Origin of the sequence: Streptomyces sp. NPDC006134 (assembly GCF_040628835.1) — a bacterium.
In the GTDB taxonomy this organism is placed as follows: Bacteria; Actinomycetota; Actinomycetes; order Streptomycetales; family Streptomycetaceae; genus Streptomyces.
Genome location: NZ_JBEXTV010000008.1, coordinates 54,496 through 78,109 on the forward strand (window position 1 = coordinate 54,496; position 23,614 = coordinate 78,109).

At 66.4% G+C, this 23,614-nt stretch carries 34 protein-coding genes and 6 other RNA genes; 8 read left to right on the top strand and 32 right to left on the bottom strand.

The window, feature by feature from the left end; genetic code table 11:
- Positions 1–143: 143 nt before the first annotated feature.
- The 32 genes from ABZ340_RS07260 to ABZ340_RS07415 all read right to left on the bottom strand — a co-directional run bounded on the left by ABZ340_RS07260 (position 144) and on the right by ABZ340_RS07415 (position 15,906).
- The gene (locus tag ABZ340_RS07260) at positions 144–1,217 is read right to left on the bottom strand and encodes a site-specific integrase (RefSeq protein ID WP_358780761.1); all 1,074 of its coding nucleotides are present in this window, start codon (positions 1,215–1,217) and stop codon (positions 144–146) included.
- A 211-nt stretch (positions 1,218–1,428) separates the two neighbouring features.
- A complete protein-coding gene (locus ABZ340_RS07265) occupies positions 1,429–1,596 on the bottom strand; it encodes a helix-turn-helix domain-containing protein (RefSeq protein WP_358780762.1) in 168 nt (55 codons plus the stop codon).
- Positions 1,593–1,916: a hypothetical protein gene (locus ABZ340_RS07270; protein WP_358780763.1), complete on the bottom strand. Its 324-nt coding sequence runs from the start codon at positions 1,914–1,916 to the stop codon at positions 1,593–1,595. Before ABZ340_RS07270 ends, ABZ340_RS07265 begins: the two co-directional genes overlap by 4 nt.
- Entirely contained in the window at positions 1,913–2,149 is a 237-nt protein-coding gene (locus ABZ340_RS07275) for a hypothetical protein (protein WP_358780764.1), read from the bottom strand. The genes ABZ340_RS07270 and ABZ340_RS07275 overlap by 4 nt, the downstream gene beginning before the upstream one ends.
- A gap of 7 nt (positions 2,150–2,156) precedes the next feature.
- Entirely contained in the window at positions 2,157–2,585 is a 429-nt protein-coding gene (locus tag ABZ340_RS07280) for a hypothetical protein (protein ID WP_358780765.1), read from the bottom strand.
- On the bottom strand, positions 2,576–2,776 hold the full coding sequence (locus ABZ340_RS07285; protein ID WP_358780766.1) for a hypothetical protein: 201 nt from the start codon (positions 2,774–2,776) through the stop codon (positions 2,576–2,578). Before ABZ340_RS07285 ends, ABZ340_RS07280 begins: the two co-directional genes overlap by 10 nt.
- A 30-nt stretch (positions 2,777–2,806) precedes the next feature.
- Complete coding sequence (locus tag ABZ340_RS07290; protein WP_358780767.1) at positions 2,807–4,231, bottom strand: hypothetical protein; 1,425 nt, start codon at positions 4,229–4,231, stop codon at positions 2,807–2,809.
- 621 nt (positions 4,232–4,852) lie between these two features.
- Positions 4,853–5,212, bottom strand: coding sequence for a hypothetical protein (locus ABZ340_RS07295; protein ID WP_358780768.1), 360 nt, complete (start codon positions 5,210–5,212; stop codon positions 4,853–4,855).
- Positions 5,212–5,541 (bottom strand): hypothetical protein, encoded by a 330-nt coding sequence (locus tag ABZ340_RS07300; protein ID WP_358780769.1) that lies wholly within the window; start codon positions 5,539–5,541, stop codon positions 5,212–5,214. The genes ABZ340_RS07295 and ABZ340_RS07300 overlap by 1 nt, the downstream gene beginning before the upstream one ends.
- Positions 5,542–5,573: 32 nt before the next feature.
- Positions 5,574–5,643: hammerhead ribozyme type II (locus ABZ340_RS07305), an RNA gene on the bottom strand.
- Between the two features lie 48 nt (positions 5,644–5,691).
- Positions 5,692–5,937 (bottom strand): hypothetical protein, encoded by a 246-nt coding sequence (locus tag ABZ340_RS07310; protein WP_358780770.1) that lies wholly within the window; start codon positions 5,935–5,937, stop codon positions 5,692–5,694.
- 10 nt (positions 5,938–5,947) lie between these two features.
- The gene (locus tag ABZ340_RS07315; protein ID WP_358780771.1) at positions 5,948–6,163 is read right to left on the bottom strand and encodes a hypothetical protein; all 216 of its coding nucleotides are present in this window, start codon (positions 6,161–6,163) and stop codon (positions 5,948–5,950) included.
- Positions 6,160–6,363: a hypothetical protein gene (locus ABZ340_RS07320; RefSeq protein ID WP_358780772.1), complete on the bottom strand. Its 204-nt coding sequence runs from the start codon at positions 6,361–6,363 to the stop codon at positions 6,160–6,162. The genes ABZ340_RS07315 and ABZ340_RS07320 overlap by 4 nt, the downstream gene beginning before the upstream one ends.
- Positions 6,363–6,767, bottom strand: a complete 405-nt coding sequence (locus tag ABZ340_RS07325) for a hypothetical protein (protein WP_358780773.1) — start codon at positions 6,765–6,767, stop codon at positions 6,363–6,365. The genes ABZ340_RS07320 and ABZ340_RS07325 overlap by 1 nt, the downstream gene beginning before the upstream one ends.
- Positions 6,768–6,807: 40 nt before the next feature.
- An RNA gene (locus ABZ340_RS07330) (hammerhead ribozyme type II) lies at positions 6,808–6,877 on the bottom strand.
- A gap of 3 nt (positions 6,878–6,880) precedes the next feature.
- Positions 6,881–7,297, bottom strand: a complete 417-nt coding sequence (locus ABZ340_RS07335; RefSeq protein ID WP_358780774.1) for a hypothetical protein — start codon at positions 7,295–7,297, stop codon at positions 6,881–6,883.
- A complete protein-coding gene (locus tag ABZ340_RS07340; RefSeq protein ID WP_358780775.1) occupies positions 7,294–7,722 on the bottom strand; it encodes a hypothetical protein in 429 nt (142 codons plus the stop codon). The genes ABZ340_RS07335 and ABZ340_RS07340 overlap by 4 nt, the downstream gene beginning before the upstream one ends.
- Positions 7,723–7,782: 60 nt before the next feature.
- Positions 7,783–8,007, bottom strand: coding sequence for a hypothetical protein (locus ABZ340_RS07345; protein WP_358780776.1), 225 nt, complete (start codon positions 8,005–8,007; stop codon positions 7,783–7,785).
- Positions 8,004–8,747 (bottom strand): DUF2786 domain-containing protein, encoded by a 744-nt coding sequence (locus tag ABZ340_RS07350; RefSeq protein WP_358780777.1) that lies wholly within the window; start codon positions 8,745–8,747, stop codon positions 8,004–8,006. The genes ABZ340_RS07345 and ABZ340_RS07350 overlap by 4 nt, the downstream gene beginning before the upstream one ends.
- A 40-nt stretch (positions 8,748–8,787) precedes the next feature.
- Positions 8,788–8,851, bottom strand: an RNA gene (locus ABZ340_RS07355) — hammerhead ribozyme type II.
- A 1-nt stretch (position 8,852) separates the two neighbouring features.
- The gene (locus tag ABZ340_RS07360) at positions 8,853–9,353 is read right to left on the bottom strand and encodes a hypothetical protein (RefSeq protein WP_358780778.1); all 501 of its coding nucleotides are present in this window, start codon (positions 9,351–9,353) and stop codon (positions 8,853–8,855) included.
- Between the two features lie 29 nt (positions 9,354–9,382).
- Complete coding sequence (locus ABZ340_RS07365; RefSeq protein WP_358780779.1) at positions 9,383–9,805, bottom strand: hypothetical protein; 423 nt, start codon at positions 9,803–9,805, stop codon at positions 9,383–9,385.
- Between the two features lie 32 nt (positions 9,806–9,837).
- Positions 9,838–9,928: hammerhead ribozyme type II (locus tag ABZ340_RS07370), an RNA gene on the bottom strand.
- A 38-nt stretch (positions 9,929–9,966) separates the two neighbouring features.
- Positions 9,967–10,293 (bottom strand): hypothetical protein, encoded by a 327-nt coding sequence (locus ABZ340_RS07375; RefSeq protein ID WP_358780780.1) that lies wholly within the window; start codon positions 10,291–10,293, stop codon positions 9,967–9,969.
- Between the two features lie 45 nt (positions 10,294–10,338).
- Positions 10,339–10,405, bottom strand: an RNA gene (locus ABZ340_RS07380) — hammerhead ribozyme type II.
- 16 nt (positions 10,406–10,421) lie between these two features.
- Positions 10,422–11,057: a hypothetical protein gene (locus ABZ340_RS07385; RefSeq protein ID WP_358780781.1), complete on the bottom strand. Its 636-nt coding sequence runs from the start codon at positions 11,055–11,057 to the stop codon at positions 10,422–10,424.
- A 38-nt stretch (positions 11,058–11,095) separates the two neighbouring features.
- An RNA gene (locus ABZ340_RS07390) (hammerhead ribozyme type II) lies at positions 11,096–11,160 on the bottom strand.
- 139 nt (positions 11,161–11,299) lie between these two features.
- Positions 11,300–11,872 carry a hypothetical protein gene (locus ABZ340_RS07395; RefSeq protein ID WP_358780782.1) on the bottom strand — a complete coding sequence of 191 codons (573 nt, stop codon included), beginning with the start codon at positions 11,870–11,872 and terminating at the stop codon, positions 11,300–11,302.
- 1,311 nt (positions 11,873–13,183) lie between these two features.
- A complete protein-coding gene (locus tag ABZ340_RS07400; protein WP_358780783.1) occupies positions 13,184–13,492 on the bottom strand; it encodes a hypothetical protein in 309 nt (102 codons plus the stop codon).
- A gap of 9 nt (positions 13,493–13,501) precedes the next feature.
- Positions 13,502–13,942, bottom strand: coding sequence for a hypothetical protein (locus ABZ340_RS07405; protein ID WP_358780784.1), 441 nt, complete (start codon positions 13,940–13,942; stop codon positions 13,502–13,504).
- A gap of 134 nt (positions 13,943–14,076) precedes the next feature.
- Positions 14,077–14,877 (bottom strand): hypothetical protein, encoded by an 801-nt coding sequence (locus ABZ340_RS07410; RefSeq protein WP_358780785.1) that lies wholly within the window; start codon positions 14,875–14,877, stop codon positions 14,077–14,079.
- A 39-nt stretch (positions 14,878–14,916) separates the two neighbouring features.
- Positions 14,917–15,906, bottom strand: a complete 990-nt coding sequence (locus tag ABZ340_RS07415; RefSeq protein ID WP_358780786.1) for a hypothetical protein — start codon at positions 15,904–15,906, stop codon at positions 14,917–14,919.
- An 803-nt stretch (positions 15,907–16,709) separates the two neighbouring features.
- Between ABZ340_RS07415 and ABZ340_RS07420 the strand changes: the two genes are divergently transcribed.
- The 8 genes from ABZ340_RS07420 (at position 16,710) to ABZ340_RS07455 (ending at position 23,612) form a co-directional block, all read left to right on the top strand.
- The gene (locus tag ABZ340_RS07420) at positions 16,710–17,147 is read left to right on the top strand and encodes a hypothetical protein (RefSeq protein WP_358780787.1); all 438 of its coding nucleotides are present in this window, start codon (positions 16,710–16,712) and stop codon (positions 17,145–17,147) included.
- A gap of 33 nt (positions 17,148–17,180) precedes the next feature.
- Complete coding sequence (locus ABZ340_RS07425) at positions 17,181–17,474, top strand: hypothetical protein (RefSeq protein ID WP_358780788.1); 294 nt, start codon at positions 17,181–17,183, stop codon at positions 17,472–17,474.
- Between the two features lie 317 nt (positions 17,475–17,791).
- The gene (locus ABZ340_RS07430; RefSeq protein WP_358780789.1) at positions 17,792–18,841 is read left to right on the top strand and encodes a terminase; all 1,050 of its coding nucleotides are present in this window, start codon (positions 17,792–17,794) and stop codon (positions 18,839–18,841) included.
- A 35-nt stretch (positions 18,842–18,876) separates the two neighbouring features.
- A complete protein-coding gene (locus ABZ340_RS07435; protein ID WP_358780790.1) occupies positions 18,877–20,292 on the top strand; it encodes a phage portal protein in 1,416 nt (471 codons plus the stop codon).
- Positions 20,289–21,416, top strand: a complete 1,128-nt coding sequence (locus ABZ340_RS07440) for a hypothetical protein (RefSeq protein ID WP_358780791.1) — start codon at positions 20,289–20,291, stop codon at positions 21,414–21,416. The genes ABZ340_RS07435 and ABZ340_RS07440 overlap by 4 nt, the downstream gene beginning before the upstream one ends.
- A 2-nt stretch (positions 21,417–21,418) precedes the next feature.
- Positions 21,419–21,928 (top strand): hypothetical protein, encoded by a 510-nt coding sequence (locus ABZ340_RS07445; RefSeq protein ID WP_358780792.1) that lies wholly within the window; start codon positions 21,419–21,421, stop codon positions 21,926–21,928.
- 68 nt (positions 21,929–21,996) lie between these two features.
- Complete coding sequence (locus tag ABZ340_RS07450; protein WP_358780793.1) at positions 21,997–23,079, top strand: hypothetical protein; 1,083 nt, start codon at positions 21,997–21,999, stop codon at positions 23,077–23,079.
- A 74-nt stretch (positions 23,080–23,153) separates the two neighbouring features.
- Positions 23,154–23,612 (top strand): hypothetical protein, encoded by a 459-nt coding sequence (locus ABZ340_RS07455; RefSeq protein WP_358780794.1) that lies wholly within the window; start codon positions 23,154–23,156, stop codon positions 23,610–23,612.
- The last annotated feature ends 2 nt before the right edge of the window (positions 23,613–23,614 follow it).

A 23,614-nucleotide genomic window follows, 5' to 3' on the forward strand; every position in this document is an offset into this window, starting at 1 on the left:
CCACCGAGGGGGCGGCAGACGAGCCGGGCTGTACGCCGGGAACAGTGCACATACAGGTTCTCACCTGCGGAAACGTGGTTCGGAAGAAGCCGGTCGCCACGCCATCGCCACACCCCGCGGAGGGGTGCGCTTCGCCGCCACTTCTAGGCGGCGGCCTCGTCATCATCGTCGAACACTTCGTCCGGGATCACAACGCCCTCGGTGTCCTCGTAGTAGACCGTCTCAAGGGCCTTCCTGTCCCGCGCCGCCGCGCCCTTCACCTGATGGCGGTACACCTCCCAGAGCTCATCCCGAGTCGCGTGGCCCATGTAGAACTGGACGGTCGACTCGGATACGCCCTGATCAAGGGCATGCGAGGCGAACGAGTGCCGCAGGTCGTGGAAGCGGAAGTCTTCGGGCAGACCCGCTGCGACGAGCGCCCGCTTGAACGTCTTGTAGAAGGCGTTCCGGCGGATCACGTTCCCTCGCGAGGAGCGGAACAGGATCTCCCTCCCCTCCGTGTCCACCAGGACGGACTGACTGTCCAGGTGATCGAGCAGCGCACGGTGCACGAAGCCCGGGAGCGGCACCTCGCGGTTCTGGCTGGTCTTCGTCTTGGTGTAGTTGACGAGCTGGGGCTGCTTGTGCTTCAGCACGATGACCTGCCGCTTGACGGTCAGCGTGCCGGCCGCGAAGTCGATGGCGTCCCGGCACAGCCCGAACGCCTCACCTGAGCGGAGCCCGCACCCCACGCCCACCATGATCAGCGCGCGGTTGTGCTCGGGCATCGCCTTGTACAGCGCCCACACTTGCTCGCGGGTCGCGGGCACCACTCGCCTGCGGGTGATCTCGGGCAGCGCGATGTCCACGCACGGCGAGAACGGGATGATGCGCTTGCGCACGGCCGAGTTGATGCAGGCGCGGAACGTCTTGTAGATCAGGTGCACCGTGCGGGGCTTCAGCCCCTGGGCGACGAGTACGCCGTCGATCCACCGTTGCACGTGCAGCGGTTCTATCCGGTGCAGGAGCGCCCCGCCGAAGGCCGGCTGTATGTGCTTCCTCATGTTCATCTCGTAGGACTCCTGCGTCCCGGGCTTGCGCTCCCGGCGGAGCCACTCCTCCGAGTACTCCAGGAACGTCATCCGCAGGAACTTGGGCCGCACTGCGATGCCCTTGTCCTTGGCGTCCAGCACCTTCCGCTCGTACGCCTGGGCGTCGCCCTTCTTGGCGAACGTCATGTCGGCCGGATCACCGTTGGCGTCACGGACACGGGCTGTCCAACCGTGCGTGCAATTAAGCCGTTCACACTGGCATTTGGCCTTGCATGGGCACCGATCGGGGTTCTTGTGTCTGCACCGGTCGGCGCACAGGCAGGGGCACTTGCAGCGCTTGCTTACGGACATGTCACCTTCCTTTCTTGATCGTTTGGGCACCGGCAGGGTGCCGGTCTCACATGGACTGCCGGTCCAGCCACCGTTCGAGGTCGGCAGGCCGGCATCGGAGCTGGTTGCCGATGCGGCGGAACGGGATTTCGACACGCCGCCAGTTGCCGTAGACCCAGCTCTTGGGCCTGTCGAGGTAGGCGGCCACCTCTTCGAGAGTCAGGAGCTTGGTCAACGCTCGGCGCCTCCGCGCTCGCTGCGCAGCTCCCTCAGGCTCCGCCGTGCGAGGGCGGCGGACGCGAGCGCGCGCTCCCTGCCGTCGTGCAGTCTTTGGATGGCGTCGAGGACCAGCTCCATGCGCCTGCCGTCATCAGCGCCCGTGGGGAACTCGACCTTGAGCGCCTCACCGATCTCGACGAGCGCCTCCGAGAGGCTGGTCGGTTCTGCGCGGCGAGGAGCGGCTCGGCCGGCCGCTCGCGTGACTCGGCACTCCTGACCCGATACGCCAAGCACCCATCCCCAGCCGTTCGCCAGGGCCTTTTCGCTGTACGTCAAGCCACCGCCCCGACGTAGTACGCCCGGGACCGGGAGGTGAGGTGCCACATCCCGTAGTCGCACTGGTAGTAGCGGTTTTCCCGGTAGATGCCACGACGGTTTCCCTTGCGGTCGGCCACGCGGTCCCTCTTCGCCTGCGCCCGGCCCAGGGCCTTGGCGGCGGTCCTCTCGTCGTCGTAGCCGCGATCCTTGCCGCAGCCGCACTTGCTGAAGGCGACTGTCCTGATGGTCATGCTGGTCTCACTTCCTGAATCGGTCACACGGGCAGGTGGGTAGCTGGCAGGGGCCCCGTGCTGCGCTGGCTGCTGAGTGGGTGAAGGGGGCGTGGCCGCACTCGGGGTGGAGGCAGTACCCCTTCCACCCCCGCTTGCCGTCGATGTTGGCGAGCATCACGCCTGGACTGCTGAGTCGCACGAGGCGACCAGTGCCGCCGAACGCCATCTTCGAAGCGAAGGCGCGGGCCTCGGCCTCGTTGCCGAAGGGGGCGAAGTTCAATCCGCGGCGGCCGTCCGCCCAGGTGTGGACGAGGGCCACCCAGTCGCGCATCTGCAAGATGTCGGCGACTTCCTTGATGACGGCCTTGGCCATCTGGTCGGCGCTGTTGAAGTCCGGTGACTCCAACAGCGCCTTGACCGCTTCGACCTCCTCTTTCCGAGGGGTCAGCCGCACACGGCCACCTTCGCGTGCCCGAGCACGGTCACAGGGAAGGCGAAGAACAGGCTCGTGACGGGGGCGCCGACGCCGGTCACGAGGAACTCGTCCTCTCCCGCCTTTACCGCCGTGTCGCCTTCAGCGTCGGTGAACACCGCGCCCACGGGGAGCGTGCGCAGCCCAGCGGCATTGTTGAACGTGGTAGCCATGGGGGTTTCCTCCCTTTCGTCATGTACAACTTACCCTTTCAGGGGATCACGTTCAAGTAGCCCCATCGCGTCCGCGTACGTCGCGAGCTGCTGCCTCAACCGCATGGGGTGGCCGTCGTTGACCAACGTGGCGTTGAAGTCATAGCCGACGAGGGCGTTCTCGCTGATGTGCCCGGACTCCCGGATCGGCGGCTCGCCGGGCCGCACGATCTCGACTACGACTCCCCCGCGCCGCCTGATCTCGTCCGCCTCGTTCGGGAACCGGACATCGGTGATCACGGTGGGCCCCCACGTCTCGTAGTCCCTAAACAGGGCCTCCACCCATACGTCCTGCCCGAGGACTTGGCGGCCGGCGTCCGTGCCGCACCGCTGGAAGTAGGACCGCAGGAGCGGGCTACCGGCCTTCGCCCTCTCCCATCCGTACTCGTCGACGATCAACCGCAGCGGCCTCTGCCACTCGGTCCGCACCGGATCGCTGACGAGCGGGTTGAGCGCGTACAGGAACTCGCGCACCTTGTCGGCGAAGGCCCTACGCTGCCAGTCGAACTCGTACGTGAGCGCCTCGGCCGCCGTGTCCTTGCCCGCGCGGGCGGCGCCGGCCAGCCCGATCAACGGCGGGTTCGTCTTCTCCGTGCCGCTCGACTCGCCAGGCGTCCATGTGACTGCCTCGACGACCCTGGTGTGCCGACGACCCCAGCCTCGCGCGGCGGCGGAAGCACCCGCCCCTGCGATGGCGTCATGGAGGCTGTACGCCTCCGTCTTGTGCTCGATGTACGGCAGTTCCTCGCCGGTCGCATCGCAGCGGAGCAGGATGCAGTGCCGGGGCCCGGCCGGCTTCTCTCCGGACGCAGCCGCGGGCACCTCGGGCTCGGCGTCGGGGTCGGGGAGCATGCCCGGTTCTGCCTCAGGCAGCGGAGCGGACTTCCGCACCATCGCCTGCTGTCGGTCGCCCTTCAGCGCGGGCGCCCACCAGATCTGCGTCCCGAACGCGCACGTGAGCACCGCGCTGCCGGTCTCCACGTCCCGCAGCTCGTACTTGCCTCCGCCTGCGTTCCGGATCGTCACGGTGGTGTCCTCTGTGGGGGCCGTCGACCGCTTGCCGCCCTTGCCGCCGTAGCGGATGCGCAGATCTTCGTTGCCGGTGCGCACGCCGGGGACCAGGCGGAGCGGCATGTTCTGCCAGTCGTCGGCCTTCGGCTCTTCGGCGGGCTCGATCGTTCCCGAGCCGGGGAAGAGCGTGGTCCAGGTCGACCGCGCGGCGGGATCGGTGCCTTCGGGGCCGACGAAGACGCGCCACGCCTTCGCCTTCACTCCGTTGCGCTGGGCGGTCACCTCCTTCGGCTGGGCCAGGAGGACGCCGACACGTGTCACGTCGTGGCCTCGGGTGTCCGTACCTGTGGCCTTCACGTAGTCGCCGACGCGCAGGCCGGCGAGGGCAGTCTTCAGGTCAGTCATGTTGGTGTCCTTTCGAGTGGTGGGTTCGCCTTCGTGGCTGTCGATCAGCCGGTACAGGCCGGGGGCGTGCACGCGCATCTCGCACACGTCGCAGTCGCATTCGTGCAGGCAGATGCGGCACAGGGTGTTATCGCAGTACGGGCCGGGGCCGTGCCACGAGTGGGAAGGGTCAGGGTCGGGGCACCCCCAGGAGGCACAGCTCCGGTCTTTGCCCCAGGTCGGGTAGATGATGTGCTCACGGCGGCCGAGCGGCCCGTGAACGAGGGCTTCACCGGGACAGCCGAAGCGGGACTGCTCCGCGGTTTCCTCGCTCCGGAACACGGCCCGGCACCGGGTGCACTGGAGGCGGTTCTCCGGGCGGCGCCGCAGGGTGTGTTTCACGGGCGGCTCACACGCGCGGGTGTCGGACGCGCACCCGCAGGCGCGGGCGACGGTTCCGGCAGGGCTTCGAGGTATCCGCCCGGAGGGCCGGGCAGTCGTAGCCCCAGCACTCACACACCATGAACTCACCCCAGGTGCCGCCATACCCGCACCGCTCGCAGACGGCCCACTCTCGTACTCCGGCACGCACCCCTCGCTCGTCGTGGCAGCGGGGACATCTGAGGTGGCCGACCGCGCTCATCAGGCAGCCTCCGTCAGTCCGTATCGGGCGCGGTCGGCACCCGGCAGGGTGGTTGGTGAGCGCCAGGCGAGCGGCTCGTGCTGGTTCCGCAGGTCGTAGGAGGTCAGGTGCTCGGCCGCTTCGTTCCGGCCTGCCGCCATGCTGTGCCGCAGCACTTCGCCGAGCAGCTCGTTCGGGACGACGCCGTAGGGGTCGCCGACCCACTTCATCTCGTGCCGGAAGTCGATGCTCGGCTGTGCCTGCCAGATGTGGACTGCCGCTCGGCCGCCGCCCCACAGAACAGTGACGTGGAACGTGCTGTTCGTGAAGAACCTGGCATCCTCGGCGTTGAGGCCCACTGCTCCGTGAGTAGCCGCCATCACAGAACCTCGGCCGGGTAGGGCATGCCCAGAGCCATGGCGGTTGCGAAGTCGAAAGCTGCTTCCCTCAGGTCGAGCAGCGGAGGAAGCTCCTGCTCGTAGTCCGGGGGGGCATCACAGTATTCGCGGTCGGCTTCCAGCATGCGGCGCAGGGAGGCGGCCGGCGTGGGTATCCGCACGAGCGTCCCGTTCTCATCGACCAGCCATATCTGGTCTGCCCCCAGATCAAGCGACTCGGGGTGACGAACGTGCCCGTAGTCACAGGTGAAGGTGCCGTCTGGCTCGGCGGCCAGGTGCCTGCTGCACGACAGGCACAGGATCGGATACATGGGTTACCTTTCTCTTACTGGGCTGACGTGTTCATTGGCTGGCATCGTCAGGCGGCGGACACCGCTCCGCCGCGACCCCGACTCACCACCGGGGTTTCGCCCACGAGCCGCCCCTCCCCATCTCTCGTGGGGAGGGGCGTCACGCTTTTCTCAGGAGCTGGTCAGGTAGCCATCGCGGCACTCGACGTACGAGGTATCGCCGACCTGGGCCCAGCAGTCCTTGTGTCCGTCCAGGTCGCCCCAGAATTCGCGTCCGGCCTGGCGCTGCTCGTCTTCGAACGAAACGGCGGGCGGGGTGACGGGGGCGCTGGCGTGTGCGATGAGGGCGGCGCCCGCGAACGGGGTCACGGCCCAGACGAAGGCGGCCACGACGAGACCGCGCTTGGAGATGGTCACGGTGTTCCTCTCAGCTGAAGACTTCGAGGACTTCGGTGTCCTCGACGGACTCGAAGTGCAGGTCGGCCGAGTCCCATTCGTCGTGGTTCTCGTCGAGCCAGTCACGGAGTCCGTCCTCGTCGAAAATGTCGCCGTCGTCGTCGAGGTACTCCTCGGGCACGTCGAGCTCGACCATGACGTCAGCCTCTGTGATCTGCTGGACGCGGAAGTGGACTTCCTTCTTCATTCGGCATCCTCCGTCACCACGCTGGTCAGCCAGCCGCCGTCGATCTCCCAGTGGAATCCGGGCCGCACGAGGCCATCGCGCGGGTACACATTGCGTCCGCAGTCGGCGCACTCGTACGGCCCGTAGCCGACACTGCGGATAGGGCCGCTGCACTCGACGCAGCGGACGACGTTCGTGGGCGGTGCGGTGGTCACGCTCATCAGAAAACGACCTTCCCGAAGCATGCGAGCTGGACGAGTTGATCGGCCGCGTCCGCGTCGATGTGTGTCGTGTCGATGCCGTCCTCCTCGGTGCGGCCGGTCCAGGCCCTCACGGCAGAGCGGCGCGCGGCGGCTCCGATGTAGAGGCCGGCGTCCCCGGCGAGCATCCGTATGTACGCCTTCCGCAGGTCTCGGGCGCTGATGTGGTGGGGGCGCTCACCCTCGGGTACGAAGGTGGCGATCGTGTCCGCGGTGGCCGTGTCGAAGTCTTCCTTCGTGGGCGGCACGGCCCAGTAGGTCACGCCGCCGTATGCGGCGGTCGTGATGATGTCGGTCAGGTTCTCGTCGGTCACGGCCTGGGCGACGGTTTCAGCCCAGGTTCCGAGGCGTTGAGTGATGGGCATGGGCTCGGCGAATAGGGTTGACATGTTTCGCTTTCGTGCAATGCGGCTGGCATCGTTCAGGCGACGGGCACCACCCCGTCGCGACACCCCCCTTCGAGGGTGTTTCGCCGTGTTCAGTCGTTCAGGGCTCGGTCCAGGACCGGCCAGTACCAGGGGCATTCCGAGTCGGGGAACCCGTATCTCTTGCCCCAGTCGCGGCGGGCTTGGGCGGCACACCGTTCGCACATGAAGGCCATGCCGAGCGGCCCCGTGGCCAGCGGGCCACGGCTCGCGAGGTGAGGGCCGCAACCGGCGCACACGCCGCCGCCGCGTACGTGGGCGTAGGCGATGACCTTCGCCCCGGTGAAAGGTGAGGTGGACAGCACGATCGCGTGCCCCTGCTCTTCGGCCAGGTCGTGGGCGCGCTGGAAGGCATCGCGGTAGTCGTAGCCGTAGTGTGTCGAGTCGAGCTCGAACAGCTCGGGGCAGCGGAGAGCATGGTCCAGGGCCTGCTCGTCCTTGCACACGAGCACGTCGTACTTCCAGCTCACTGGGCGCTCACCTCGTTGATCAGCGCCAGGATCTTGGCGGGAAGCGGGGCGTGGACGACGCACTCTGACTTGCCGCAGGGGCGGCCAAGGGCGGCAACGTGGACTCGGTGAGCGTCCAGCGCGGCCGTCAGCCAGTCGTCGGTGACGTACTCCGGGCGGACTTCAACCCAGCGGGCCCGAGCCCTTTCGATGTCGCGCACCTCGTAGTTGGACGAGGCGCCGTGATGGCGAATCAGGTCGATCCAGGAAGCCCGTGCGCGGTCGTACGCGGCGCGGGAGTGGTTGTAGCCGGACGCGGGATCGATGTCGTCGATGGCGACACCGGATTCCAGGCAGAGCGCTATCCGGGCGTCCGCCAGCGAGGTTCTACGGTCGATGCTCGGCTCGTTGGCGACGCTGTACAAGAGCAGTGTTGAGCGGTGCATAGTAGCTTTCAGGCAGGGGCCGCCCCGCCCGGAGACAGGGCGGCCCGTTGGGAGAAAAGATCAGCGGAAGTTGCGCCAGCCGGGCCGGAACCAGCCGACCATCAAGGCGCGGCCGTCGTGGTCCGTGAAGACCAGGCGCTCGGCACCGCTGGAAAAGAGGAAGCGCAGCGGCGGGCGGCCGAGGTCCCAGGCGTCTTCCCAGCCGGGATGCCGGTAGCAGATTCCTACGGGCACCCCGTCGTCCTGGCCGTTGTGCGTCACCACGCCCTTGAGCGTGGCCGTCATGCCGCGAGCGCCTGACGCCGGCCGGAACCGACACGGGTCCCCGTGCCGAGGTCCGCGCGCTTCCCGGCCTCGTTGCCCGCGCCCCAGCCCGAACCGCGGAGCTTGCGCTCGGGGGTCTTGCCGAGCTTCCGGTACTTGCGGTCACGCTCGGCGATGCACAGGGACTTCCGGTCCGCCAGGACCAGGGCGACGGACTGACCGGAGGTGGCCTCGAACTCAGCCGCAGCAGTGTCCTCGGCCTGCTTCAGCCGCTGGTAGACGGCGTACGCGAACCCTGCGAGCCAGGTCTTCCGGTAGCTCGTGGTGGACTCTCCGGGCAGGGGGCGGCTCTGGCGCATGCCGTTGAAAGCCTGGAGGAGGAGGCTGGTGTAGAGGAGCTCGATGCGGTCCAGGTCCGATTCGAAGGCGAAGATGTCGACCGCCTTTACGATCTTGCTCGTCTCCTGGTCGTAAACGCGGGTGAGGACAGTGGTCGCGCCGAGGGCGGCAGCGATGTAGCTGAGAAGCTGCTGACGGTCCTTGGCGTACGTGCCCACAATCTTGATCAGCCGGTTGTTCGGCTTGTCGGCCTTCGGCTTGGCGGCCGACAGCATCGTCTGCTCGATGCCGTACTTCGCCATCAGTTCAGCCGCCTTGGCGAAGTAGGTCTGGGCTTCTTCCGGGGAAGCGGCCGGGTCCTCGGCCTTCGCGAGGATGGCACGGATCTTGGTGAGGGTCTTGTCGTTGGCCTGAGTGGACATGTGAATTCCTTCGTGTTCAATGTGGCTGGCAATGTCGGCGAATCGCCGACTCGTCAGGCAGCGGGCACCACCCCGCCACGACCTCCTTTCCGGAGGTTTCGCCATCTACTTTTCGAGCTCTATGTGCATCAGGTTTCTGATCCAGAATCCAATGTCGGAGTACGCCTTTGCGTACCCGCTAACCGCATCGGCGCTCTGCGCTATATACGTGCGCGCTTCTCCTGTGGCCTCGTGGAACTCCCCACTGAGACGTTCAAACTGGGCCAGTTCTTCCGCTTGACGACGGATTACGGCAGTGAGCACAGCGGCACCGGAGACGACTACGAACTCAATCGCCTTGCCACTTCCGGCGACTTCTTCCTGAGCTGCGGCGAGACGCTTTCGAGCGTCCCGCATCGCCGCAGCCTCACCCCGCCATTCTTCGATCGACAATGCGACACCTACCAGCCCCCGCCCGTGCTTCTCGAAAAACCGGCGGTGCCGGTTTTCCATGGCGATGGCGCCATTTTCCAGACGCTCCATTTCGAGACGCAGTGCGCGTTCTATTTCGTCCCCGTAGCGCCCTACGAGCATGGCGCAGTTGAGGGCGTACGTGTCCTGATCCATGTGACCTCCTATCCCCGGGGCCGCGAGCATTAGCCCGCGACGACTTCCGCGTCCTCGATAACTTCGGCGTTCTCCTCCAACCCGTCCGCCTCGTCGACCTTGTGGAACTCCAGCCACATTTCACCGGCAGCCGGGCGTCCGGCCGCAGCCAGGAGAGCGGCGAGCGCTTCGACTTCGGCGCACTTGAAACCGCCTGCCTGGTCTGCCGCAAGGTCGGAGTTGTCGAAGAGCTCGGCGAACTCCGCCACCGCGTGATTCATCGCGCGGTGAGCCAGCGCGGTCACCTTGGCCTGCACAATGGCGTTCGCCGCCTTTTCCCGCTCGGCTTCCACCTTCGCCTCAAGTGCGTCGATATCGTCGAGCGCCTTGTAAAAGGCGTCCAATGCCAAGTACGAGAACTCGTTCCGCAGCTTCCGACGCTCGTTCCAGTCCGTGAAGAAGGGAATGCGCATTGTGTGCCTTTCATGTGGGCTTCTCTGCGTTGCCTCGGCTGGCATCGTCAGCACCCGGACACCACTCCGGGTGGACACCCCTCCCCCCACCGCCGGATTGCAGCAGGGAGGGGTGTTTCGCCACCGCCGCACCGTTGACTCAGGTAGGGCGGTTTACGCGTTTACCGGCGGACCGGCTGCCCGTTGTGTTCCCACACGTAATAAGAGCCGAAGGAGGAGGGAACGGCCCGCAGGTAGGCGAGGGCACTACCTGACCCATCCGACACCGTGAGCGTTATCGGCTTGCGTGACTCAGCATCCGCGCCGATACGGAAGCCTGTTTCGACGTTGCGCACGTAATCCCGCATTTCATATTCACCGAGCAGCTCCGGCGTGGTCCGCTCCTCAGCGGAAATCCACGCTTCCGACTCATAGGACCGCCCGTCATGCCGGATTCGCACGGGCACCCAACGCGGCCCCACAATCCAGGAAAGCGGGTTTTCAGACATGGGCATATGACCTCTTCTGCGTGTTGATTGGCTGGCAATGTCGGCGAATGCCGACTCGTCAGGCGACGGGCACCACCCCGTCGCGACACCCCCTTTCGGGGGTGTTTCGCCATGTTCAAGTAAGCCGTTCAGGCCCGAGCAAGGTCACGGTTGTGCGTGACCTCCTGGACGTGGATTCCGTGCGGGTGCATCACCCCGCAGTCGTCCTTTCCGCACGGGCACTCGTCCCGCAGCATCTCGGCGTGCATCTCCGCACAGCCCTGGGCGTACTGCCAGGCCGACCACAACGAGTCAAACCCCGACTCGGCGCCCTTCTCGTACCCCTCGGCCTGCGTCACCCGGACGCGGCCGGACGCTTCGGCCTTGACCTCCCAGAGCCCCAGGAGATCGGACGCCTCGTTCCAGACGCGCACCTCGTGCGCAGGCTCGCACTCGCCCTCGAAGGAGCACTCCCGACCATCGCAGTAGCCGGTGAAGCAGTGGTCCGACGAGGCGGGGTCGCACTGCTCCCACTCATCGCGGGGGCAGCCGTCGCAGTACCGCGCATCCATGATCATCCGTCCACAGCAGTCGCACTCGTGGTAACCACGGATGCGCGCCTCGGACTCGTCTTCGAGCAGCTCCCACCCTTCGGGCACGAAGGCGTTCACGTCCTCCGGCTCCTCGGACAGGAACTCCTGCACGTAGTCGGTCTGGTCGTCCGTCCCGATGATCAGCATGAGGAAGTAGTTCGCTTCCTGGGGAGAGACGATCTTCGCGCTCATGTTGCCTCTTCTCGTGTTCGTTGGCTGGCAGCGTCGGGGCTCACCGACTCGTCAGGCGACAGGCACCACCCCGTCGCGACGCCCGGCGTCGGGCGTTTCGCCATGGCGGAGGACAGGCCGGCCGCGGGCAGACCTGTCCCCCAGACCCCGCTACGAGCGGGAACGTGAGCCGTTCATGCGCCGCCCTCCCCTCTCTCGCGGGAGGGCGGCCTGGCGTTATGTTCAACTAAGCCGTTCAGGGCCTAGGAGTCGGCGTCGTCACCCAGCAGGGAGCGCAAAGCATCCCGCAAGTCCGCGTGCTCCCGAGCAACACGGTTCGCGCGCTGGCGCTCCCACTCGTGCTCGCTGATCCAGTGCGCGACCTCATCCCGGAGGACACCTTCACGCACCTGCTGACTCGCCCGATTCTCGGCAAGGTTCTGACGCAGGACCTCGATTGTCGCCAACGCTTCATCACGCTCGTCCCTGTACTGGCAGGCGAGGTCCGCATGCTTCGCAAGATTCTCGGCCAGCGACGCCAGCGACACGTTCTCCTTTTCAAAGGCGGCAACCTTGCCCTTCAACTCGGATATGCGGGCGGCCTGTTCGTCCACGATCCGGAAGTGCTCGGCCTTCATATCGCGGGCCAACTTCTCAAGATCAGCACTCCAGTTCCGCTCCACCTGCACTTCACGCCGTGCCGCGTCCAACTCACGCTGAACGGCGAACAGGCGCTCCGAGAGGCGGTCGACATGCTCCGCCAGGTCCCCGCGACACTCACCATCCGTAGCCTTCTTCAGGCTCACGCCGGTAACCGCCTGCAACGTGCTGGACATGTGTCCCCTTTCAGATAGGCCGGGCCACGCCGGCCTGCTGATACACCCCACCTGTTGATGGAGCGCTGGCACCCCACCGACCGGAGCCGGTGAGGTCTCAGCGCGCCACCAGGCTTCGGCCTGGTGGGCGCAGCACGTTTGGTTTAGGCAATGTGTCGGGCACGGAGTTCTGCCGCAGTCGCGGCCCTCGCGCACCGTCGCGTTCTTCTATTTCGCAGCCCACCCACCCCACATGGAGGCACTCGGGTGGTGACGGGCGCTTTCGCGCTCCAGTCCGCTGCGCATATTCGCGTTCGCTGTTGAGTTCTCAAGCTACGGCAGCTTGCTTTCTACTCACCGCCCCGCAGGGCAGCTTTTGTCCGCGCCTACCAAGTCTTTCCCCTGGCGAGTCACTGCACTTCCGGCCGCAATTTCTTGCCGCCCTGCCCGAGTCCTGCCCAGGTAGTCAGCCACCTGGAAGGGGGCCCGCCGATCACCCGGCGGTGGTGCACCCGTGGCCCGGATGCTGGCGTATCGGTCACCCGTTCGGCCCGTGGGCCTCCCGGCGGCTCGACCCTAGCGGATCTTCGCCTCTTGTCCAACTTAGCCTTTCGGCGTCGAGTGAAGCGACCCAACTGTCCTTGCGGTCTGCGGTTTTCGCTTCGGCCTGGACCGTATCAGGTCCGTTCGGCCTGTGCAAGTTAGCCTTTCGGCTGCCCTGCTTGGCCTTCCCCGACCCCTTGCGGAGTGCGGTTCCGGCCGTGGTTCAGACCGTAGCAGGTCCGATCCGCTTCGTTCAAGTTAGCCGTTCCGGCTCACTCTCACTGTCCCGCCCGACCACTCCTCGGCCTGTCGATTCCCGCCCCCTTCGCAGGTGGCTCGTGCGTATCCCGCCGTGCTGGCTTCGTTTCCGACCGGCCGCTTCGGTGCGTCCGTCGCGGTGACGTTGACGAGATTGGCTTAGTTGAACGGGCCGCGCAAGCCCCGAGTCCGTGATGTCCGAATAGTCTTCCGCAACATCCACTCTTGTCCTGGTTTCTCCCGCCCGGAATGTCCGCCTTCCGTCAAGCAGGCAGGCGACGGATGCGGCGCGCACGTTCCTCAGCCTCGCGCGTCGCGCGCACGGGAAATGTCCACTTCATCACGCTCGCGACAATCACCCAAGCAGGCGAAGAGGGTGGGGTATGCCCCCTTCGGCGACAGCTCCCGGACCGCCACGTCTTAGCCGCTCGGATTGTGCCACGGTTCCGGGGTCGATCAGCCGACGCCGAATGGCCTCTCACCTGCGGAAATAGGGCATTCTCGCTGCGCGGGAATGGCCCTCACCCCGCCTTAGCCCTGCACGCGGAGCGCTTCCCGCACCTTGTCCAGCCCGGCGGTCCGGATGAGCGGTGCGGTGCCGACGCGGTACCCCGCCGGGCCGAGGTCGATCACGGGCACGGGGTAGGAGCCGGACTTGACCCTGCGACGCCCTCCTTCGCGGTCCAGCCCGAGAATCTCGGATGCCTTGTCCAGCGTGACCGACGGGGGGAGTTCGTAGTCCGGCGCGGCGCTGTTCTCGTCACCCCGCACGGTGAGCACGAGGTCGTCTAGCGGGTCCACGCCGGCTCCCACTGTGGGCTGGCCATCGCTCGTCGTCATGACTCCAGGCTAGTGACGGAGTGGGGACTCCTCGTTGCTTTCGGTGAACTTCTGCGCGCTGCGTTCGTCGGCGGCCAACAGGGCACGACGCAGTTCCTCCACGTCCTGGTAGGCGATTTCCCAGCCGACGACGGGTTCCGTCTGCCAGTCCTCGGGAGGCCACACGACCCACGGCCCGCGGATCACGATGGCGTCGCCGTCGCGCGTCACGGACCAGTCGGGGTACGGCGCTTCGCCGTCCTCGCCCGGTGGCAGTACCCAGGACGTGTCCGTGCTCCCGTTGTCCGCCTTCTGCCAGATGCGCCACGCGAGGTGGCCGGTCACCTGATCCAGCGCTGCCAGAAGGGCCGGCACGTCCACGGCTGGCACTGCCACCTCGTACCGGCTCATGTGCCGCGCTTCCCCGCCGGTGCGGTACAGGTAGAAGGACTCACCCCTGATCTCGGTCACGTACGGGATCATCTCCTTTGTGGGCTCCTGGACCGCACCCATCTGGCACTCCTTCGTTGGCACATCGACTGCCAGGACGGTAGCGCCGTCCGGACCCTGCCGAGTGCAGATGGCGCTACCTGCCAGCGTTCGGGCTATGCGACCTGGACCTCGCCGAGGTAGCGGTACCCGGACCGGACGGAGCAACCGAGACGCTCTGCCAGGGCCGGACCGGAGACCTTCTCGCCCTCGGCCTGCATGGCGGCGACCGTTTCCTTCACGACCTTCAGGGGCACGGCCTTCCTGGCGCGGCCCTGCCGCCGGGGCTTGCGCTCTGCCGTCTCGACCGCTGCCAGCTCCGCGTCGCGCTGGTCGAGCTCCTGGTCGATCTGTGCCGCCAGCTCCTCGGCGCCGGCCACCAGCTCGTTCCACTCGTTGGTGACCCCGTGGCTCCTGGCCACGAGCTGTCGGCCTGCCAGGTCGAGGGCCTCGGCCAGCTCGCGGGCGAAGAAGGCGGTGGTCGCTTCGAGCTCGCGCATCTGCTCGGCGGCCTTCTGCTCTGCGGCCGGCGTGGCTGCCATGTGCAGCATGTGTGCCACGACGAGCGGCGGCACAGCGGAGACGACCGCCACGAGCATGGCGGAGGTGTGCAGGTATCCACGGTCGATCAGGTGTGCCACGACTTGGGCTGCCAGTGCCAGCCCGAGTGCCATGCCAGCGCCGATGGTGGCGGTGACACGGCCTGGCAGTCCGCTGCGGCGGCGGACTTCGGAGATGACGGCGGCGCACGCGGCGTATGCCGAGACACACACCGGCATGAGCCAGGTGATCGAGCCGTGCCAGCCTGCCAGCTGTGCCATGCGGATCTCACCGGGCACGGACATGACGAGTGCGGCTACGAGGACGAACGGCCTGCCAGCGGTGGAGACGACGCGGGCGTACCACGGCATGTGCATCGAAGACATGGTGTGCTTTCGGGTCTTTCCGGTGGCAGGTCAGGCGGCGGCGGAGGCGACGACGGCGCGGCAGAGGGCGCGGCCCCGACGCAGCCGTGCGGCGAACTCGTCGGTGTCATCGGCTGTCACGAGCTCGGTGGTCGGCGGCATGTGCGGCACCGGGCCGGTGACCGGCTCGGTGGCACGGTCGAGCTCCTCCCGGCACGACCCGCAGATGCCGCCTTTGCGGCCGGCGGGGAAGACGGCTCCGCATCCCTCGCAGCGGGCGCGGGTGTCCGGCGCCGGGGCGCGCTTGGGCTGCGGCTTGGCAGGCATCTGGTTCTTGAGCCGGTACGACACCAGGGCGGCGGCCGAGTCGACCTGCTCGGGCAGGCGATTCGTCAGGGCGTTGACGATCTTGAGGGAGCTGTGCCCTTCGGCCAGCCATGCGGCGGCCAGGGGCGCCAGGCGGAGCACCTCGGCGGCGCTGAGCGTCAGGCGCCGGTCGGTGAGCCCGAGCTTCGAGAGCGTCTGGGCGGCGCGGCCGAGTTCGGCGTCAGCCGGGGCGGCCTTGGCCGCTTCCTGCTCGTCTTCGTTGGAGGAATCTTCCTCCTCCTTGCTGGCCTCGGGCGCCCTGTCGCCGTCGCCGTTCGGCGTCGCGCCGGGGAGGAGGAGGTTCTTCTCCTGGTTCTTTGCTCCCTTGGGAGAGCCGCCGATGGTCCGGCCCTTCGGCTCACCGACCGTCGGCATGCGGTTGGTCGGAACGTCGAAGAGATCCAGGTCGGTACGCCAAAGGCCCGATTCGCGGTCCTGGTGGCGGGTGCGCAGCAGGTAGCCCGCGTCTTCGAGCTGCTTGAACGCCTTGGAGACGCTCCGCCGGCCTTCTTCCACGCGATCGGTCACCGAGTCGATGGTCACTGGCGTGTTGTCGGGCAGGGACAGGAGCGTCAGGAAGAGGCCGCGGGCGATCAGGGACAGCTTGGCGTGCCGTGCTGCGGCGTTGGGGACGACCACGAACGCGCGGTCGTGCTGGGTACGATGCACTCGCATCTCTGGAGTCACCTCTCCGGGATGAAGGCCCCGGCTCGGTGTTCCCGCACCTTGCCGGGGCCGCCTGCGTCTCGCAGGCACAACGGGAACGTACAAGTTAGCCGTTCCGTTTGTCTAGCCCGTTCAGCCTGCCCCTGCGCGGCCCCAGCAGGGCCGCGTCGCTACAGCCCTCCCTTCGGCCGCTGCCAGGCTCCGGCTGCCGCCGTCGCCTGTGACACAGGTCACCCAGGCGTCTCTTTCCGGGAGTATGCCCCTCATTCCCTATATATAAGTAGAAGGCAATGAGGCTAAGGCTTTAGCCCCCTTTCGGGGGCGACAGGAGGAAGCCTCTTTTGTTTTTGCGGCCCTGAAAGGGCCGCACAGCGGGAAGCCCCAAAAGGCTTACATAAGACTAGGGAGGTATTCATGCCTTCCTGGAGCTCTTCTGATAGAAAATCCCGACTGCCTAAGAACTGGGCGCAGATACGAGCGAGAATCCTGCGCCGAGACGGCCACCAGTGCACGGCGCGAGATCAGTACGGCGTGCGATGTGCCGAACCCGCCACGGACGTGGACCACATTGTTCCCGGTGACGACCATCGAGAGCCCAACCTCCAATCGCTTTGTGGGTGGCATCACCGGGTCAAGTCCTCTCGCGAGGGGGCTACGGCCAAGGCGGCGATACGTAGGCGTCATGAGCGCCGATTCCGCCGGGCCGAGGAGCATCCCGGCCTGCTGTAAATGCGCTTGAGCTCCAAGCTGGGCTTGTCGAGCACGCGCCGGCCTCCGAGGCTCCTCTCCCGGAGGCCAACAATTAGAGGGAGGTGGGCGAGATTCCGGGCCCCGTACCTAACCGCGAGGCGGATCTCGCCCGCCCCCGCGAACGCAAGGGCGGAGATGTCCAGCCCGTTACCAAAGGCGTTCTCCGCGAAGTCAAGATTCCGAATGCCGATCGTGAATGGCATCCCATCGCCCGGCGACTCTGGGACTCACTGAAGTCCAGCGGACAGGCAGATTTCTACCAAAACAGTGACTGGGCATTCGCCTTTTCTCTCTGCGAAGACCTCAGCTTCTACAAGAAGTCCGGCAAGAGGTCTGGGCAGATGCTGCAAACGATTTACTCCGCTTTCGAGCGGCTCCTTGTGGCAGAAGGCGACCGGCGCCGCGTCCGTATCGAACTGCACGAGCCTGAACCTGAAGAGCAGTCCGCGGCAGTCCTCGCCATTGCGGACTATCGGAAGGAGTTGGGGCTCGCGGAGTGAACCGTCCGCAGGACGGCCCGACTTCGAGGGGAGGTGAGTCCCATATCAGCCCTGACCGCTGAAGAGATCGAGGCCCTGGAGCCGACATTCCTGGGCCCAACATGGCAGAAGTCCGCTGACGGCTCCTGGCTGCTGCCTGAGCACACACTTGGCTGGCAGATCGCCGGATGGTGCGCGGAATACCTGCGCGCCGAAGACGGTGGGCCCTGGCGCTTCACGGCCGAGCAGCTCCGCTTCGTTTTGTGGTGGTACGCAGTCGACGAGGCCGGCCGTTTCCGGTGCCGCAAGGGGGTCTTGCAGCGCCTGAAGGGCTGGGGTTTACGGTAAGGACCCTCTTCTTGCCGTTATGGCGTTGGTCGAATTTGTCGGCCCTTCGCGCTTTTCCCATTGGGACGCTTCCGGTAGCCCGGTTGGAGTACCGCACCCCCAAGCCTGGGTGCAAATTGCCGCCGTTTCGAGGGATCAGACGAAAAATACGATGACGCTGATGCCTAGCCTCATGTCTGATCGCCTGATCGAAACATACGGTATCAAGGCCGGTGCCGAACTCATTCGAGCGAATCGCGGGCGTCAGCGACTTGAGGCGGTGACCAGTAGTTACCGCGCCCTTGAGGGGGCGCGGTCTTTAACGGTCCACGTTTGTTGTGCTCAATGAGACGCACCACTGGGTGCGGGGCAATAACGGCGACAAGATGTACCAGACGATCGACGGTAACGCGACCAAGCGGGATTCGCGTTACTTGGCGATCACCAATGCCTTTCTGCCTGGCGAGGACTCTGTTGCCGAGCAGATGCGAGAAGCCTTCGATAAGATCCGTGAAGGCCGGGCGGCCGACATCGGCTTTCTCTACGACTCGATAGAGGCCCACCCAAAGACGCCGCTCACGCCCGAGGCCATTCGCATCGTCCTGCCCAAAATTCGAGGCGACGCGGTTTGGCTGCGCGTCGAGACCATCCTTCAGTCGATTCTCGACACCACCCTCTCGCCGTCACGCAGCCGCCGGATGTGGCTCAACCAGATTGTGGCCGAAGAGGACGCGATCTACGGTCCGGCGGAGTGGGACGTACTGCGGGACGAGACGAAGGTCCTGGCGCCCGGCGACGAAATCGTCATGGGGTTTGACGGTGGCAAGACCGACGACTCGACTTGCCTCATCGCGCTCAGGATCAGCGACATGTGCGCCTTCGTTCTGGGCCTTTGGGAGCGTCCGGACGGACCGGCCGGCCAAGGCTGGGAAGTCCCCCGGGCACAGGTCGACTCAGCCGTCCACGAGGCATTCAGCACCTTCGAGGTGAAGGGCTTTTATGCCGACGTGGCCCTCTGGGAAAGCTACATCTCCGAATGGTCTGACGCATACGGTGAGGGCCTCGCGGTCAAGGCTCCGGGGCGAGACGCGATCGGCTGGGACATGCGGGCATCGCAGAAGACCAGCACATACGCCCACGAGCGGCTTATGCGAACCATCTTCGACCAAAAGCTGTGCCACGACGGCGACCTGGCGCTTCGGCGTCACGTGCTGAACGCCCGGCGCCGCACGAACAACTACGGAATCAGCTTCGGTAAGGAAAGCAAGGACAGCCCGAAGAAAATCGACGCGTACGCGGCACTGCTGCTTGCCCACGAGGCCCTGGTCGACCTGCGGGCTCGCGGCCGGAAGAAGCGGAAGCGCACCGGTCGCGGCTTCTTCCTCTGACCCGAAGGGCTTACTTGAACGTAAGGGGGTGGCGCATGGCTGACGCGTCCCCTGCCGCGCTCGCGCGGCAGCTCCTCGCCATCCTGCACAAGGACGGTGACCGGCTCCGACGGATCGACGACTACCTCCACGGTCGCCATGACGACCCGTATATGCCGCCCCAGGCGGATGACGAGTACCGGCTCCTCGCCCGGCGTGCGGTGTCGAACTGGATGCCCCTTCTCGTCGGAACCCCCGCTCAGGCGCTCTACGTCGACGGTTACCGGCCGGGCCAGGCCGCGGACGGCCTGCCCGCAGCAGTGGAGACGACTACCCCGGAGTGGGCGCACTGGCAGCGGTCGCGGCTGGACGCCCGGCAGGCTGCTGTGTACCGGGGCGCCCTGACATACGGGCACAGCTTCACGGTCACCGAGAAGGATGCCGCCGGCCTCGTTCGCACGAAGGGTCTGTCCGCGCTGAAGACCTCAGCGCTGTTCGAGGACCCGGCGAACGATGACGTGCCGTATGCGGCCCTGACGGTCACGGCCTGGCCCTCGGGTGAGACGCGCGGCCGGGCGCGCATGTGGGATGCCCGGTACGAGTACGCGGTCACGTTCCGGGGCCTGGTCGACGAGACGGGTCTCGCGGTCTCGCGAGTGCGAAGGCACGGCTCCACCGAGTGTCCAGTGACGCGGTTCGCCTCGCTGGTGGACCTGGAGGGCCGGACGCTCGGCGTGATCGAGCCGATGATCGCTCTCCAAAACAGGATCAATCAAACCATCTTCGACCTTCTCGTTGCGCAGACTTACGCGTCGGTGAAAGTCCGTACAGCAACGGGCATGGCTCCCCCTATCAAGCGGGACCCTGAAACGGGTGATCCGGTTCTCGACGAGAACGGCAACCCCATTCCGCTGCCTATCAACCACAACGCGCGCAGATTTTTGTTCGCCGAGGACCCCGACGTTAAATTCGGGAGCCTGGACGAAACTCCCCTCGGCGGGTTCATTGACAGCGTGGATATGTCCATAAGGCACCTTGCGGCGGTCAGCCAGACCCCGCCTCACCATTTGTTGGGGCAGATCGCCAATTTGAGCGCAGAGGCCCTCCTAGCTGCGGAAACAGCATTGAGTCGCAAGATTGCGGAGTTTCGGACGGCCTTCGGAGAGTCTTGGGAAAGAGTTTTTCGTCTCGCCGCCGAGCTTTCCGGCAACAGGGGCTCGGAGGACTATCAGGGGGAAGTCATCTGGCGTGACATGGAATCGCGCTCCTTGGCGCAGGCCGCCGATGCTCTCGGCAAGCTGAAGGAGCAGCTCGGGATTCCCGCCAAGGGCCTTTGGAAGAGGGTACCCGGCGTCACCCAGACGGAATACGAGAACTGGGAAGAGCTTTCGGAGGAGGAGGATTCGATCCGACAGCTCTCGACGGCAATTACCCGCGCGACCTCTACCGGTGAGCTCGCGGAGGCAGCGTGACGAGCGCGGCGCGGCAGGAGGAGACGGAACAGGCATCGGTCGCCTTCCACATCGCGCTTTCGGAGATCGGCGTTCAGACGACCGCCGAGGCGCTGGCCCTGTGGTCCGAGGTCCCGGCCGCGCGCCGCGCGGCTACGGCCGGCGGCTGGCTGCGTCGGGCGATCTCCCTCGTCATGGGCCGCAGGCGCCAGTCCCGGGACCTGGCTCGGGCCTACTACCGGCTGGCCCGCGCCCTGTTGACGGGCACGACCGTGGCGGACCCGTACCACCCTGAGCCCGCGTATGTGACGCTCACGGATCTGCGTGAGCAGTTCGCCGCGCTGGCCGGCGGGCACTACACCCCGCCTGCTCCCGAGCTGGGTGGCGAGGCCGCGACCGTCGAGCGCGGGGAAGCCTCGCCCGCCCCGACACCCGTGACCGGTTCTGTCGAAGACGGCGCCCAGGTGGCGCCCGACGTCGACCAGGAGCTCGACGACGAAGGTTGGGAGCGCATCCTCGTCGAGGAGCTCGAAGGGCTTCGGGATGAAGAGGAGCGCATCGAGCGGGAGGCGGAGGAGGAACTCCGCACGGTGCTCGACGCGCTTGGTACCGCGAATCTCGACAGGCGCCTTTCCCAGGTGGACGAGGAGCAGCCCGCGCGGGACGCGGACCGGCAGCGTGCAGAGGCTCACCGGCAGGCCGGCGCGCAGCAGGCCGCAGCCGCGTCCCGAGTGGCGATGCACGGCGGCAGGTCGGCGATCTGGACTCACATGCGGCGCGACCGCCGGGCGCTGGGCTACGTGCGGGTTTCTCGTACGGGCACCCCGTGCGGCTTCTGCGCCATGCTGATCAGCCGGGGCGTGGCCTACAAGTCGGAGGCCAGCGCCACCTTCGCGGACGGCGACCTCTACCACGACAACTGCCACTGCTATGCCGCGCCGATCTTCAGTAGGCAGCAGTTTGGTGCGTCCGAGCTGTTCGCGCTGAACCGCGAGTACGAAGCCCTGTGGCCCAAGGTGACGAAGGGCCATGTCGGGAAGAGTGCGCTCACCGTCTGGCGGCGGTTCATCCGCCAGAAGCAACGCGAGAGGCAGAAGGCCGCAGCCCAGGAGGCGCGCGCCGCGAGCACAGCCCAGGAGACCTGACCATGACCGAGCAGACCTCGAACACCAACGACGAGACCGCCCGTACCGAGGACGAGCAGGCCCGTGGCGAGCAGTCGCAGGACGGGGAGGCCGCCGCGGATTCGTCGCAGGCCCCGGAGGACGAGCTCCCGGACTGGGCCCGTAAGGAGCTGACGAAGGTTCGTAATGAGGCAACGAGTTACCGCGCTCGTCTCCGGGAGGCCGAGGAGCAGCTCTCGGGTGCCAAGTCGCCCGAGGAATTCGAGGCCGCGCTCGCCGAGGTGAAGTCGGAGAACGCCCGGCTCGAACGCTCCCTTCTGGTGACCAAGGTCGCCAGCAAGTACGAGCTGCCCGAGCTCCTGGCCGAGGCCCTGAAGGGTGAGACAGCCGAGGAGCTCGAAGCTCATGCGAAGGCTCTGCAGAGCCTTCTCGCCCCTGCCCCGCCGGCCTCGTTGGGCGGCGGGCTGGACCCGAACGACGGGGACGACGGCGATCTGGACCCGCGCAAGCTCGCGCGGCTCACCCGCCGCTGATCTGAGATCGGACCCCTATTAGCTATGCCTCCGAATCCGGGGGCCCTTTTTATGCCCAAGGAGGCTTAGTGACGGCCGAACACATGGTGGTCAAGCCGGAAAAGCTGATCGCTACGGCTATCGGGATGCTGGAGCAGGAGCTCGTCATTCCGAATCTGTTCATCAAGGAAGGCGTCGACAAGTTCAAGGGCGCCAAGAACGATACGATCAACGTCGTCGTTGAAGGTGTCCTGCCCTTCCATGACTACGAGTGGCGTTCCGGTTCCGCTGGCAGCTCGACGCCCGGAACCCGTCAGCGTGTCGTCTTTGACGAGTACGCCGAGCGGACCATTCCCGTCACGTTCGGCGGGAATGTTTACAACGGTGTCAAGCTCACGGACGAACAGGCTGATTTCGATATCCCGCAGTGGGGCAAGCTGCTTCGCCCGCAGGTGAAGGCGGTGGCCCGCGGCCTGGCCCGCCGGGCGGTGAAGACCCTGGTTGACCAGCCGTACGCTGTGACGATCGGCAACGCCGAGCAGGCCATGCGGAAGGCGATCATCGAAGCCCGCCGCGTGCTGAACAAGTTTAACGTCCCTGACGGTGACCGGTACATGGTCGTGGGCTCGGATTTCGAGACCGTTCTCCTTTCCGATCCTGACCTGAACCTCGCTTCGAACGTCGGTGACTCCGAGGCGGAATCCGCTCTGGTGAATGCCACGCTCGGCCACCGATACGGCTTTAAGTTCATTGTGGATCAGACCATCCCGGCCGACTCGGCTTACGCCTTCGCGAAGTCCGGATTCATCTTCGCTTCGGCGGCGCCTTCTGTGCCGCAGTCCGTCCCCTTCGGCGCCACGACCTCCTTTGAGGGGCTGGCCCTGCGCTGGCTGCGAGATTATGACTCCGAGACGTTCCAGGACCGGAGCATCGTCAACTGCTACCAGGGTTTCCGCTCCGTCGAGGACGTGCTGGTCGGCTGGGACCCGGCGCGTGAAAAGGAGATCGTTTCCACCGGCGAGCACTTCGTGCGCGGCATCAAGCTGACGCTCGACGGCAGCTCGAACTACCCGGAGGCGGGCAGCGAGCTGGCGACCATCACCGGCATCTCGGACGCGAAGGTGTGGACCCCCAGCGGCATGAAGCCCGAAGCCGACCCGGCCAACGCCTGATCCGGACGGCGGGCTGCGAGACCTGAGCAGACCAGGAGCGCGGCCCGCCGGCCTCTCAGAAAGGAGGTCGAGCGGTGGCTTACGCGACGCTCGACGAGCTGATGGGCCGCCTGGACTGGGAGCTCGACGAAGACGAACTCCGGATCGCTGCCAGCGCGTTGGACGACGCGACCGACCTGGCCATGACCTACGGCCGGGAGTGGCCCGAGGAGACGGTGCCCCGGCTGGTCCGGACCCTCGTGCTTCGGGCCGCTGCCCGGTACGTGCGCAACCCCCACGGCTACACCCAGAGCCGAGCCGGTGACGAGACCCTGGCCTGGAGCGATGCCCACGGCCGAGACGCAGGGTCGGTGCACTACACCCGCGAGGAAATCAGGCTCCTTGAGAATCTGGCCGGGACCCGGCCGGGGCTGACGAGCGTGCCCGTTTCCGCGTGGAGTACCCAGAGCGCGCCGAGTCGAGTGGGCATGGTCCCGGTCGACTACGACGGCGCCCCTTTCCCCATGTTCCCGACTGATCGGGGGCCGTGGTGAGC